Origin of the sequence: Rahnella variigena, from assembly GCF_003610915.1 — a bacterium.
In the GTDB taxonomy this organism is placed as follows: Bacteria; Pseudomonadota; Gammaproteobacteria; order Enterobacterales; family Enterobacteriaceae; genus Rahnella; species Rahnella variigena.
Window position 1 is genome coordinate 3,872,354 of the sequence record NZ_NSDJ01000001.1, and the last position, 13,887, is coordinate 3,886,240.

General features: G+C 53.0%; 11 protein-coding genes. 8 read left to right on the forward strand and 3 right to left on the reverse strand.

What is annotated here, in order from left to right; all coding sequences use genetic code 11:
• The first annotated feature begins 118 nt into the window (after positions 1-118).
• From CKQ54_RS17820 to yejF, 5 genes are all read left to right on the forward strand, one after another.
• Positions 119-1,702, forward strand: a complete 1,584-nt coding sequence (locus tag CKQ54_RS17820; RefSeq protein WP_244220224.1) for a cyclic di-GMP phosphodiesterase — start codon at positions 119-121, stop codon at positions 1,700-1,702.
• A 196-nt stretch (positions 1,703-1,898) separates the two neighbouring features.
• Complete coding sequence (locus CKQ54_RS17825; RefSeq protein WP_120162030.1) at positions 1,899-3,704, forward strand: extracellular solute-binding protein; 1,806 nt, start codon at positions 1,899-1,901, stop codon at positions 3,702-3,704.
• 10 nt (positions 3,705-3,714) lie between these two features.
• On the forward strand, positions 3,715-4,809 hold the full coding sequence (locus tag CKQ54_RS17830) for a microcin C ABC transporter permease YejB (RefSeq protein ID WP_112287842.1): 1,095 nt from the start codon (positions 3,715-3,717) through the stop codon (positions 4,807-4,809).
• Positions 4,809-5,852: an ABC transporter permease gene (locus CKQ54_RS17835; protein ID WP_120162031.1), complete on the forward strand. Its 1,044-nt coding sequence runs from the start codon at positions 4,809-4,811 to the stop codon at positions 5,850-5,852. Before CKQ54_RS17830 ends, CKQ54_RS17835 begins: the two co-directional genes overlap by 1 nt.
• 1 nt (position 5,853) lies before the next feature.
• Positions 5,854-7,461: a microcin C ABC transporter ATP-binding protein YejF gene (gene yejF / locus CKQ54_RS17840; protein ID WP_120162032.1), complete on the forward strand. Its 1,608-nt coding sequence runs from the start codon at positions 5,854-5,856 to the stop codon at positions 7,459-7,461.
• A 32-nt stretch (positions 7,462-7,493) separates the two neighbouring features.
• On the opposite strand, the gene CKQ54_RS17845 is transcribed toward yejF, so the two are convergent.
• Positions 7,494-7,838, reverse strand: coding sequence for a YejG family protein (locus tag CKQ54_RS17845; RefSeq protein ID WP_112287839.1), 345 nt, complete (start codon positions 7,836-7,838; stop codon positions 7,494-7,496).
• A 679-nt stretch (positions 7,839-8,517) separates the two neighbouring features.
• Between CKQ54_RS17845 and CKQ54_RS17850 the strand changes: the two genes are divergently transcribed.
• The 3 genes from CKQ54_RS17850 to CKQ54_RS17860 are packed head-to-tail and all read left to right on the forward strand — an operon-like array spanning position 8,518 to position 12,199.
• Positions 8,518-9,135 carry a sorbitol dehydrogenase family protein gene (locus CKQ54_RS17850; protein ID WP_120162033.1) on the forward strand — a complete coding sequence of 206 codons (618 nt, stop codon included), beginning with the start codon at positions 8,518-8,520 and terminating at the stop codon, positions 9,133-9,135.
• Positions 9,135-10,790: a GMC family oxidoreductase gene (locus tag CKQ54_RS17855; RefSeq protein ID WP_120162034.1), complete on the forward strand. Its 1,656-nt coding sequence runs from the start codon at positions 9,135-9,137 to the stop codon at positions 10,788-10,790. Before CKQ54_RS17850 ends, CKQ54_RS17855 begins: the two co-directional genes overlap by 1 nt.
• The gene (locus CKQ54_RS17860; protein ID WP_120162035.1) at positions 10,787-12,199 is read left to right on the forward strand and encodes a cytochrome c; all 1,413 of its coding nucleotides are present in this window, start codon (positions 10,787-10,789) and stop codon (positions 12,197-12,199) included. The genes CKQ54_RS17855 and CKQ54_RS17860 overlap by 4 nt, the downstream gene beginning before the upstream one ends.
• A gap of 60 nt (positions 12,200-12,259) precedes the next feature.
• On the opposite strand, the gene CKQ54_RS17865 is transcribed toward CKQ54_RS17860, so the two are convergent.
• Together CKQ54_RS17865 and idnO are read right to left on the reverse strand one after the other, a co-directional pair.
• Complete coding sequence (locus CKQ54_RS17865) at positions 12,260-13,003, reverse strand: SDR family oxidoreductase (protein ID WP_120162036.1); 744 nt, start codon at positions 13,001-13,003, stop codon at positions 12,260-12,262.
• Positions 13,004-13,011: 8 nt separating this feature from the next.
• Positions 13,012-13,776 (reverse strand): gluconate 5-dehydrogenase, encoded by a 765-nt coding sequence (idnO, locus tag CKQ54_RS17870; RefSeq protein ID WP_113877461.1) that lies wholly within the window; start codon positions 13,774-13,776, stop codon positions 13,012-13,014.
• Positions 13,777-13,887 lie beyond the last annotated feature (111 nt).

Sequence of the window (13,887 nt, forward strand, 5' to 3'; positions counted from 1 at the left end):
AAAAAACGTCATCTCCGGATGGCGTTTTTTTATGCCTGTAATAAAGTGTATTTAGTGTCTGATGTTTTTTTGACTACGTTATACTTTTATTTCCTCGGCGAGAGAAAGGGCAAAACATATGGGTTTAAAAACGGCGTTAACACACACCGTATTACCCAAGCGCCGATATTTAAAACAAAGCATCCTTTTTTCAGCTCTGTTTTTTATTTTTTTTACTGCCGTCACCCTGACCGTCATTAAAACCAATACCCTTCGCGAGCAAGAACAAATCGCACAGCGAACCGCCCGTTATGCGGCTGACTATTTACATCAACTCTCCGACACGATGGGTAAAATTGCATTACTCACGGATGAGCCCTGCAACTCCATTGCGGGTGAATTAAATCGATATGCCGCATTCAGCGTAGGTGTGCGTGATTTTCAGCTGGTGCGCGATGGAATAGTTTTTTGTTCTTCTGCCTCCGGCAACCAGAGTATTCCCGCCAACAGTTCACTGCATGACATCAGTTTCGATAAAACGATGAGTATCGACCTGCAAATGGGGACGCCTGCCGTGCCTAACCGTGCGGTGATCATCGTCTGGCAGCGCAATCCCGGTGCGCATAATGATGGCGTGATCGCCACGCTCGAACTGACACTCTCGCCTTATATGCTGTTTGCTCAATCGGGTTCGGGTTATCGGGGATTCGCCTTGCTGGTCGGGGATTCAGCACTGATCTCAGCCCAGGATCAGCTGGTTCCAGTGAGTAAATTACCGGACAGCCATTTTACGGAGGCAAAAATTGAAGGCTATCCGTTTACCGTGCGTCTCTACTCCCCTACCCTGACCGGTGATGGCGTGCTGTTTACAATGTCCGGTGGATTGCTGCTGAGCCTGATGGTGTGCGCCCTGATTTATCACAGCCTGCTAAACCGCCATGATGTTGAGCGCGTGATCCTGCGTGGTCTGAAAAATAAAGAGTTCTTTGTTGAATACCAGCCGGTTATCGATTCAAAAAGCCTGAAAGTGACCGGCGTGGAGGCTCTGCTACGCTGGCAGCACCCGATTGAGGGCCGTATCCCACCGGATGTTTTTATCGGCTACGCCGAAAATCAGGGGCTAATCGTCGAACTGACCCAACACATGATGGCGCTGGTGGCGGCGGACGCCCATACCCTGCAGCATGCTTTTCCTGAACACGCAAAACTCAGTATTAACATTTCTCCTCATCATATGAATAAAATCAGTTTTCATGACGATGTGATGAATTTTATCGAGGCTTTACCGGAGAATGCTTTTCAGGTGGTGTTTGAAATCACTGAACGCGGCATGATTGATACCGAAGGTGCGTTAAGGGAATTTAACTGGCTGCGCCGTCATAAGATTGAAATCGCCATCGATGACTTCGGCACCGGCCACAGCGCCCTGATTTATCTTGAGAAGTTTACCCTGGATTATCTGAAAATTGACCGCGGTTTTGTAATGTCTATCGATCAGAAAACCCTGATTGCGCCGGTACTGGATACCGTCCTCAGGCTCACGGAAGAACTCAAGATCAAAACTGTTGCTGAAGGCGTCGAAACTGAGATGCAGGCAGAATATCTGCGCAATCACGGCGTGACCTATTTGCAGGGATATCTGTATAGCAAGTCGTTAGGCGTACCCGAGCTTCTGGTCTTTATCCGGGATTTCAATGAGAAAGATGCCACCTGGCAGATTTGACCTGCATCAGCCCCGCATCTTTTGTGCCATTTTTCTTTTAGGCGTCTGCATCCGGTTGTGATAAAAAGGCCGGAATCAGGGATGAAATCTATGGCTGATGCGTTACAAGGTCTTAGCGATCAATTGATTAAGCCCGAACAATAATCTGCGGCATTGCCGCACGATGCTCTCACCCTCACAGGAGTGCTGATTCAGGATGTTTTCTCGCGTGTTTGCCGGTGTGCTGTGCCTGCTGAGCCTTAGCGCACAAGCCGAAGTCATACAGGATAGCTATGCGTTTGCCATTTTGGGCGAACCTAAATACGTCTCTAACTTCACCAGTTTTGACTACGTCAATCCTGCCGCGCCGAAGGGCGGACAGATTACGCTGGCCGCTATCGGCACCTATGACAACTTTAACCGCTTCGCCTCACGGGGCAATCCGGCGGCACGCAGCGGCTCGCTTTACGACAGTCTGTTTACCACTTCCAGCGACGAAATCGGCAGTTATTACCCGCTGATTGCCGACTCAGCCCGTTATGACAGCCAGTACCGCTGGGTCGAAGTGGACATCAATCCGCGCGCACGTTTTAACGACAACACGCCAATTACCGCCAGCGACGTGGCATTCAGCTTCAAAAAGTTCATGACCGAAGGCGTACCGCAATTTCGTGTGGTTTATAAAGGTGTGGAAGTTAAAGCTATATCACGTCTGACGGTGCGGATGGTCTTGCCGAAACCGGATAAAGACATGATGCTCGGCCTGCTGGGTTTGCCTGTTTTGCCTCAGATGTTTTGGGAAAAACATAAATTCAACGAACCACTGAGCACACCGCCACCGGGCAGCGGGCCTTACCGCATCAGCGATTATAAGCTCGGTCAGTACATCACTTATTCGCGCGTTCCTGACTACTGGGCCGCCAATTTACCGGTAAACCGCGGGCGTTATAATTTCGATACCATCCGCTACGACTATTATCTGGATGATAATGTCGCGCTGGAAGCCTTTAAATCCGGTGCTTTTGATTTCCGTATGGAATCCTCGCCAAAAAACTGGGCAACACAGTATCAGGGCGGTAATTTCAGCAAAAATTTCATCGTGAAAGCCGATGAAGAGAACCAGGCCGCGCAGGATACACGCTGGCTGGCTTTCAATCTTCACCGCCCGCAATTTGCCGACCGCAAAGTGCGCGAGGCCATTACTCTGGCGTTCGATTTTGACTGGATGAACAAGGCGCTCTATTTCGGTGCTTATCAGCGGGTGAACAGCTATTTCCAGAATACCGAATATGCGGCAAAAGATTATCCGAACTCTGCCGAACTAGCCTGGCTCGGGCCGCTGAAAGGTCAGGTGCCTGCGGAAGTTTTCACCTCGCTGTATCAGCCGCCACGTTCCGATGGCAGCGGCAATGACCGCGCCAATCTGCTGAAAGCCACAGCACTGCTGAAAGAAGCGGGTTGGGAAGTGAAAAATCAGGTGCTGGTGAATTCTAAAACCGGCAAGCCGTTTACGTTTGAACTGCTGCTGCCGGGCGGCGGAAACTCGCAGTACGTGTTGCCGTTCCAGCATAATCTGCAACGTCTCGGCATCAAAATGTCGATCCGCGAAGTAGATAACTCGCAGTTCGTGCGCCGTATGCGCCAGCGCGATTACGATATGATCCCGACGGTTTATCCTGCGACGTCTTATCCGAGCAGCGATTTGCGGATTTACTGGAATACCCAATATCTGGATTCCACGTATAACAAATCGGGTATCAGCGATCCGGCCATTGATAAACTGACCGATGAAATTGCTGCGAATCAGGGCAAACCCGACGCGCTGTTAGCGCTCGGACATGCGCTGGATCGCGTTCTGACCTGGAATAGGGTGATGATCCCGATGTGGTACACCAATCATGAACGCTATGCGTACTGGGATAAATTCTCGATGCCAGCTGTCGCCCCGTCCAACGGAATGGAACTCGACACATGGTGGTACGACGTAAACCGCGCAGGCCGTTTACCTGCGCAACGCCGCTGAGGAGCAGAGTGTGGCCGCCTATCTGTTAAGACGACTCCTTCTGGTGATCCCGACGCTGTGGGCGATCATCACGATTAACTTTTTCATTGTACAAATTGCGCCCGGCGGACCGGTCGATCAGGCCATTGCCGCCATTGAAATGGGGCAATCCAGTGGCTTACCTGGCGCCAGTTCCGGCAGTGGCAATGGTAAAGCGTCACCGGGTCTGGCGCAGTTTGGTGAAGGTCAGTATCGTGGCGCACGCGGCCTTGACCCGGAAGTGATCGCCGAGATAACCCACCGTTTCGGTTTCGATAAGCCTCTGCATGAACGGTATTTTGAGATGTTATCAAACTACGTTCGCTTCGATTTTGGCGACAGCTTATTCCGCGGTTCTTCCGTGATGGGTCTGGTGAAAAGCGCGCTGCCGGTTTCCGTCACTATCGGCCTGTGGAGCACGCTGATTATCTATCTGGTGTCTGTTCCGCTCGGCATTCGCAAAGCGGTACGCAACGGCTCACGGTTCGATACCTGGAGCAGTTCGGTGATTATCGTCGGCTATGCCGTTCCTTCCTTTTTATTCGCTATCTTATTGATTGTGCTGTTTACCGGCGGAAGTTACCTCGACTGGTTCCCGCTGCGCGGCCTGACGTCGCCGAATTTCGATACCCTGCCGTGGTACGGCAAAGTGACCGATTATCTCTGGCACATCACATTGCCGGTGCTGGCAACGGTGATTGGCGGATTTGCCACGTTGACCATGCTGACTAAAAACTCGTTTATGGATGAAGTGGGCAAGCAATATGTGGTGACCGCCCGCGCCAAAGGGCTGAACGAGAAACAGATTTTGTACCGGCATGTCTTTCGCAACGCGATGCTGCTGGTGATCGCCGGGTTCCCTGCCACTTTTATCAGCATGTTTTTCACCGGCTCGTTGCTGATTGAAGTGATGTTCTCCTTACAGGGGCTGGGATTGCTGGGCTACGACGCCATCGTACAGCGCGATTTCCCGGTGATTTTCGGCACGCTGTATGTTTTCACGCTGATTGGATTGCTGCTTAATATCGTCAGCGATATCACTTACACGCTGGTTGACCCGCGTATCGATTTTGAGGGCCGCCAGTAATGCGCCTTTTTAAACTGAACTCCGTCAGTCAGGCGCGCTGGGCGCGTTTTTGCCAGAACCGCCGTGGTTACTGGTCACTTTGGATTTTCATGGTCATGCTGATCCTGGTGCTGTTATCCAACGTCCTCGCCAACGACAAACCGCTGCTGGCACGTTATCAGGGACATCTCTATGTACCGTTTCTGGTCAATTACAGCGAAACGACATTTGGTGGTGAGCTGGAAACGCCAACCGATTATCAGGATCCGTTTGTCGTGCGCCAGATTGAAGACCACGGCTGGGCGGTCTGGGCACCGATCCGCAGCAGTTATAACTCCATTAACTTTTCTACCGCGCAGCCCTTCCCTTCACCGCCTTCTTCTCAAAACTGGCTGGGCACCGACAGCAACGGTCACGATGTGCTGGCTCAAATTCTCTACGGCCTGCGGATTTCTCTGTTCTTCGGCATTATGCTGACCGTGCTGACTTCAGTGATTGGCATTATGGCCGGTGCCACACAGGGCTATTACGGCGGGCTGATTGACCTGCTCGGGCAGCGTTTTATCGAAGTGTGGTCCAGTATTCCGACGCTGTTCCTGATTATCATTCTGGCAAGCGTCGTACAGCCGAATTTCTGGTGGCTGTTGCTGATCACGGTGCTTTCTGGCTGGATGACGCTGGTGAGCGTGGTACGCGCCGAATTCCTGCGTACCCGTAACTTTGATTACATCCGTGCGGCGCAGGCCATGGGCGTCAGTGACAGCGCTATTATGCGCCGCCATATGCTGCCCAATGCCATGGTGGCGACGCTGACGTATCTGCCGTTTATCCTGTGTGGTTCCATTACTACCCTGACGTCGCTGGACTTCCTTGGCTTCGGACTGCCGCTGGGTTCGCCGTCACTCGGTACCTTGCTGATGGAAGGTAAAAACAATTTGCAGGCGCCGTGGCTTGGCATCAGCGCATTCGTGGTGCTGGCTGCCTTATTGTCATTGCTGATTTTCATTGGTGAAGCCGTTCGCGACGCCTTTAATCCGTCCGCACATCATCATGAGGCGCTCTGAAATGACAGACTCTCCTCTCTTACAAATCAAAAATCTCAGCGTCGCCTTCCGTCAGGGTAGCCAGCAGCGGGAAGTGGTCACCGATGTCTCGCTCGATATTCATGCCGGAGAAACCTTAGCGCTGGTCGGTGAATCCGGTTCCGGCAAAAGCGTCACCGCGCTGTCGGTATTACGCCTGCTGCCCTCTTCGGTGAGTTATCCGCAGGGCGATATTGTGTTTGCCGGGCAATCGCTTCTTCATGCTGACAGCACGACCCTGCGCCGGATCCGCGGCAATGAAATTTCGATGATCTTTCAGGAACCGATGGTGTCGCTCAATCCGCTGCATACGCTGGAAAAACAGCTCGCAGAAGTGCTGATGCTGCACCGTAATCTGCGCGGTGAGGCTGCACGCAGCGAAATTCTTCGTTGTCTGGATCGCGTGGGTATCCGTCAGGCCGCCTCGCGCCTGAAAGATTTTCCGCATCAGCTTTCCGGCGGTGAACGCCAGCGCGTGATGATTGCCATGGCGGTACTGACCCGCCCGAAGCTGCTGATTGCTGATGAACCGACGACTGCGCTGGATGTTTCCGTCCAGGCACAGATTTTATCGCTGCTCGACGAACTCAAGCAGGAAATGGGCATGGCGATGCTGTTTATCACCCATAACCTGCGCATTGTGCGCCGTCTGGCGGACACCGTGGCGGTGATGCACAACGGTCGCGTGGTGGAACAGCAACCCCGCGCCACGCTGTTCAGCCAGCCACAGCATCCGTATACGCGCCAGTTATTACAGGCTGAACCTCAGGGTCGCCCGCAACCGCTGAAAGGTAATGCTTCCGTGCTGCTCGACGTCAAAAATCTGGATGTGGGTTTCCCGATAAAACGTGGACTGTTGCGCCGGACCGTGGGTATCAAACATGCGGTGAATCAGGTGAGTTTTCAGCTGCGTCGCGGCGAAAGCCTTGGCGTGGTGGGTGAATCCGGTTCAGGCAAAAGCACCACCGGTCTGGCGTTGCTGCGTCTGATGAGGTCACAGGGCGAAATCTGGTTCGACGGCCAGCCGCTGCACACCTTTTCGCGCAAAAAAATGCTGCCGTTCCGCAGCCGGATACAGGTGGTATTTCAGGATCCGTTCTCGGCACTGAATCCGCGATTCACGGTCGGGCAGATTATTGCTGAAGGTTTGCTGGTTCACCGGAAAATCAGCGAACAGGAGCGGGAACAGGAAGTGATCCGCGCCATGCACGAAGTAGGATTAGATCCGGAGTCGCGACATCGCTATCCAACGGAGTTTTCCGGCGGCCAGCGCCAGCGTATTGCGATTGCCCGCGCGCTGATTTTACAGCCGGAAATGCTGATCCTGGATGAACCGACGTCATCGCTGGATAAATCGGTGCAGGCGCAGATTCTGACGATCCTCAGTGAGCTGCAACAGCGCCACGGCCTGACGTATCTGTTTATCAGCCATGATTTACACGTGGTGCGATCTTTATGCCACCAGCTGATGGTATTGCGAAACGGGGAAGTGGTCGAACAGGGAGATTGCGAGCAGATTTTTACCGCGCCGCAGCAGACTTATACCCGCGAGTTACTGGCAGCGTCGGACGCGTTCGACACAATCGAATAAGTGCCGCCTGAAAGCATGTCGTTTCAGGCGGTTCAGAAAGGATAAAGTGCGGTGACGGATTCTGCGATCGCGGCGCCGATATTCTTCAGGCAGCAAAGCGTGGCGCTTTCATCTTCACGATGAACAAACAGGCAGGGTTCACCGTCAATTTCTACGATTGCGGCTTTAACCTGAATATCTTCTAACGCATTCGTCAGCTGGTGCATAACCTGCCAGGCGAGTTCACCCTCATGGCTGAGCAGTTTCAGGCCAATCAGATTGTTATCTTCATCGTTACCAGGCAGCGGAATCGGTTCAACTTTGATACCGGCAAAACCCGACAACCAGCGATAACTTTGCGGTAAACGATGTACTACCGAAAGTTGGATATTATTCACGTGGTTCCCCAGACAGTGATTCACACATCTTATACGAGATGTTTTTACAAAATCGCTACAACCGTACAGCTTAAGTTATAGCCGACAGTCTTCGCTTTGCCCAACTTGCGCTCAAATAATTAACATTAAATTAACGTTGCCAGATACAAAACTACAGACTTAGCATATTTTTATGTCTGTCTCCGGATAATCTGAGAGGCAGATCTCATTTTGGCCTATTTGTAACCTTTTCCGGCTTGATCTACAACCATTTTAATCAATTGCCGTTACTTTTAATTGCTTATTTGTTTACATTTAATATACAAACGAAGTTCCATGAAAGCCCCGAATTCTCTTCTTATTGCTTAATTTTCAAATAAATAGGGATTGCTCACGTGCCGTGACTGTCAAAGCCAGTTGTTAATTTCAGCCTGAAATGAACCAGTTGGTTACAAAATTTTCCGCGGCGCATCATACGTTAAAATCTGGATCTAATGTTAATAAATCCGCACAATTTGTTTGCACAAATCCCTCTTCTTTGGCTTATCATCCGCGCCGTTATAAGTGGTATACCCTATCGGGACAGATATCGGCAGAAACTAACCCGCTGATAAATCTCGCATTACGCAGATTATAATAAAAATCAGATAAGCGAATTCACTGCCGTTTGGCAAAACAACCCATTCCCAGCGAGAAAGAGATGGAAAACGATCCTTCAATCATTGGAAGCAACTCACCCGAAAATGGAACCGGTTTCAGTCGTCGTGAACTGCTGAAAGGCCTCACCTCCGCGATGGTGGCGACCACCCTGCTCGGCTTCCCGTTTCTGAGCCTGGCGGAGAAAGAAACCGCCACGCAAGAGCCGGTCATCTTCGGTCAGTTCTATCTGGTATCACAGGCCATCACTGAGCATAAAAATATCAGTGAAGGTTCTTCCGCGCAGATTTTTAACGCCTTTTATCGTTCACAGCCTGATTTCCCTGCACAGGTCAGCAAGTTACATGCGCTGGTGAAACCGGGTCAGGCGGCGAAAGATTTGCAGGAAGTGGCAAAGCAAAACGGTCTGGGTGAACTGGTCACCAGTATCGTCACTGCGTGGTATACCGGCACGGTCGGATATGGAACCGATTCCATTTTGATTTCATATAAAGATGCGCTGATGTATCGCCCGGTGAGTGACGGCCTGATTGTGCCGACTTACTGCGGTAATGGTCCGCTGTACTTCACCGCTGCGCCTCCTGCCGCAGCGATGCCGGAATCCATGAACGCCGATCGTTTTACCAATCCTTCTGAAACAAATGTTGTGAGCAAAGCCTGATGAAAAAACCAGAATTTACTGCAGATGGCGATGCGTCTGCTGATGTGATTGTTGTCGGTTCCGGCATCGTGGGCGGCATGATTGCCGATCAGCTGGTCAGCCAGGGACATTCTGTGCTGGTGCTGGAAGCAGGCTTACGCATTGAGCGCGCTCAGGCTGTGGAAAACTGGCGCAATATGCCTTTCGAAAACCGCGCAGGCTCTGACTTCCAGGGTTTGTATCCGCAGTCAGAAAAAGCCCCCGCTCCGCTGTACTTCCCGGAAAATAATTACGTCCACCTGACCGGGCCGAGCGCCAGCAGTTTCAAACAGGGTTATCTGCGCACCGTCGGCGGCACTACCTGGCACTGGGCAGCGTCCTGCTGGCGTCACGTTCCTAACGATTTCAAAATGAAAACGTTATACGGCGTGGGCCGCGACTGGCCGATTTCATACGATGAACTCGAACCTTATTACTGCCGCGCGGAAGAAGAAATCGGCGTCGCCGGTCCGAATGATCCGGCGTTGCAATCCCCTTCCGAGCGCAGCAAACCCTATCCGATGGAACAGGTGCCTTACGGTTATGGCGATACGCGTTTCGCTGAAATCGTGAACCCGCATGGTTACCGTTCGGTGCCCATCCCGCAGGGTCGCAGCACGCGTCCGTGGAATGGTCGCCCGACCTGTTGCGGTAACAACAACTGCCAGCCGATCTGCCCGATTGGCGCGATGTATAACGGTATTGCTCACGTGGAGCGCGCAGAAAACAAAGGCGCCGTGGTGCTGGCTGAAGCGGTGGTCTACAAAATCGACACCGATGAAAACAACAATGTGACCGCCGTTCACTGGCTGGACAGCGATAAAAAATCGCACAAAGCCACCGGTAAAGTTTTCGCACTGGCCTGTAACGGTATCGAAACTCCGCGTCTGCTGCTGATGGCGGCTAACGAAAAGAATCCGAACGGCATCGCCAACTCGTCTGATCACGTTGGTCGTAACATGATGGACCACTCCGGTTTCCACTGTACGTTCATCGCCAAAGAGCCGCTGTGGATTGGTCGTGGTCCGGCGCAGAGCAGTTGTCTGGTCGGCCCGCGCGACGGCGATTTCCGCAAAGATTATTCTGCCAACAAAATGATCCTCAACAACATCAGCCGCGTGATCCCGGCGACGTCCAAAGCGTTGCAGATGGGGCTGGTCGGTAAAGAGCTGGATGAGGAAATTCGCCGCCGCTCGATCTTTGGCGTGGACTTATCTATCAGCCTGGAACCGTTGCCGGATCCGAATAACCGCCTGACGCTCAGCACCACCCGTAAAGATCCGCACGGTCTGCCGTGCCCTGACATTCATTACGATGTCGGCGATTACGTGCGCAAAGGTGCAGAAGCCGCGCATAAGCAGCTGGAACACATTGGCTCTCTGTTTATGGCCGAAGAATTCAACATCACCACCAGCCTGAACGCCAATAACCACATCATGGGCGGCACCATCATGGGCAGTGATCCGAAAGATTCCGTGGTAAACGGTGAATGCCGTGCGCACGACCACGCTAACCTGTGGTTGCCGGGCGGCGGTGCGATTCCGTCATCAAGCGTGGTGAACAGTACGCTGACGATGGCCGCACTCGGCCTGAAAGCGGCAGACGACATGGCGAAAAAACTGGCAGGTGCAGCATGAAAAAACTTCTCACCGCCTGTCTGCTGAGCGCTGCATTCGGGGGCTTTGCCGCCAGCGCGATGGCGGATGACACTCAGGCTGCACTTATCCATCAGGGTCAGGACGTCGCGACAGCCGCTGACTGTCAGGCCTGTCATACCGCGCCGGAAGGCGGTAAGCCGTTTGCCGGTGGCTATGAAATCCACTCGCCGATGGGTACGATTTACACGACGAACATCACGCCGTCAAAGCAGTTTGGTATCGGTAATTACACCGAAGAACAGTTTACCCGTGCGGTGCGTGAAGGCGTTCGCCCTGACGGTGCAAACCTGTATCCGGCCATGCCTTACACCTCTTACAGCCATATGAGCGATGCCGACATGCACGCGCTGTATGTCTATTTCCAGCAAGGGGTGAAACCGGTCGAGCAAGCGAATGTTGAAACCGCCCTGCCGTTCCCGTTCAACATGCGTATTGCTATGGCGGGCTGGAACATGATGTACCTCGACAGCACGCCGTGTAAGCCGGATCCGTCTAAAAGCGAGCAATGGAACCGTGGCGCGTATCTGGTCAACGGTGCCGGTCACTGTGATACCTGCCACACGCCACGTAACCTGATGATGGGTTCGGTGACGGATAAACCCCTGGCGGGCGGCATGGTAGGCCCGTGGTATGCGCCAAATATCAGTTCTGATCCGGTCAGCGGTATCGGTAACTGGTCGCAGGCTCAGCTGGTGGAATACCTGAAAACAGGTCGTACCGCAGGCAAAAATCAGGCGGCAGGCGGCATGGCAGAAGCGGTGCAAAACAGCCTGCAATACATGTCTGACACTGACCTGAACGCGATTGCCTTCTACCTGAAAAACAGCACGCCGGTACGTGACCCGCGTGATACGCAGGCGGCGGATACTTTCGGTAAGCCGGTGAATGTCGAAGAAGGTCTGCGCGGTGCGCATCCGTATAACGCGAATAAAACCATCGATAACGGGGCGGCATTGTTCAGCGGCTATTGCGCCAGCTGCCATCAGCCGGATGGCTCCGGCAGCAAGAATCAGGCGTATCCGTCGCTGTTCAACAACACTGCGACCGGCATGGGCAATGCATCTAACCTGATTTCCGCCATTCTGTATGGCGTGGATCGTCAGGTCGGCGACCATCACGTGCTGATGCCGAAATTTGGCGTGGGTTCGTATGTCGGTCAGCTTGACGATCAGCAGATTGCCGATATCTCTAACTATGTGCTGAAGAACTACGGAAACGCGGCTATTCAGGTCAGCGCGCACGATGTCGCGGTGTTACGCGCAGGCGGGCCGGTCACCTTGCTGGCAAAACTGCAGCCGTTTATGGCTCCGGCAATGGTCGCGGGCGTCATAATTCTGCTGGTGCTGATTTTCTGGCTTGGCCGGAAACGCAAAACTAAAGCGGCATAATTCGTAAACTGGAATGCAAAACGGCCCATCACGGGCCGTTTTTTATGCCTGAAACTCAGCTTAACCGCGTCCCACCAGCGGCATGGCACTCGCCATGACGGTCATGGTCAGCACGTTGGTATCCAGCGGTAAACCGGCCATAAATGCTACCGCCTCGCCTACGCGTTCCACCGGGATCACCGGTTCTTCGGCAATATGTCCGTCAGCCTGCATTCTGCCCGCCAGCGCCTTATTGCCCATATCTGTGGCCGCATTACCGATATCAATTTGCCCGCAGGCAATATTAAACGCTCGCCCGTCCAGCGCCGTGGACTTGGTCAGCCCGGTAATGGCGTGTTTGCTGGCGGTGTATGGCGCGGAATTCGGGCGCGGCGACTGTGCTGAAATCGATCCGTTATTGATGATGCGTCCGCCCTGCGGCGATTGCTGTTTCATCAGTTTCACCGCCGCCTGCGTACACAAAAACGCACCGGTCAGATTGGTATTGATCACCGACAGCCAGTCTTCCACCGGCAGTTCTTCAATCGGCACATCTTTCACGTTATTACCGGCGTTATTGAACAGCAAATCCAGACGTCCAAAGATTTCGTGAATATCCTGAAACAGCGCGGCGACCGATTGCGGGCTGGTCACATCCAGCTGGCGCGCCACCGCCTGTCCCGGCGCAAACAGCGCAACAGCCTGCTCCAGCTTTTCTTTGTTTCGTCCGGCCAGGATCACGGTAAAGCCAGTCGCTTCCAGCGCTTTGGCAGCGCTCAGCCCGATGCCGCTCCCGCCGCCAGTGATTAATGCGATTTTGTTCATTGGGCCTCCTATACCGCAGCCAGCATGCCGCCATCAATAAAGAGTAAATGACCATTCACGAAATCTGACGCCTTAGAGGACAGATAAACCGCGCCGCCGACCAGTTCTTCCGGATTGCCCCAGCGCGCGGCCGGGGTGCGTTTACATAGCCATTCGGAGAACTCTTTGTTGTCCACCAGTGCCTGGGTCATATCGGTTTTGAAATAGCCCGGCGCGATGCCGTTGACCTGAATATTGTAGCGCGCAAGCTCGACACACATGCCGCGGGTCAGCATTTTTACCGCGCCCTTTGAAGCGGCGTATGGCGTGATGGTGTCGCGACCCAGCTCGCTTTGCATCGAACCGATATTGATGATTTTGCCACGCTCGCGCTGGATCATGTATCGCGCCACCGCCTGAGAAACCAGGAACACAGATTTCTGATTCACGGCAATCACGTCGTCCCAGTCTTTTTCTGGAAACTCGGTGAATTTATGACGACGCTGAATACCGGCGTTGTTTACCAGCACATCAATCGGCCCGATGGTGCTTTCGATATGATCAATCGCCTGATTCACCGCCTGACTGCTGGTGACATCAAATGAGACGGCATGGGCGATAAAGCCTTCGGCACGCAGGGCTTCAGCAGCTTTTTGTGTCGATTCGGGCTGTGTGCCGTTGACGATAATTTCTGCGCCATGCTGCGCCAGCCCTTTCGCCAGCAGGAAACCCAGACCGCGCGTCGAGCCGGTAATCAGAATCTTTTTATTATCCAGTGAAAAGAGATTTGTCATGACGTTGGCCTTATTGAATGCAGATTTGAAAAGTTAGCTTCACTACACCGGTTTACCCCGCGCCAAACCGTGATGCAGATCACCTCACGGAATGTTAAAAAACCCTGTTAC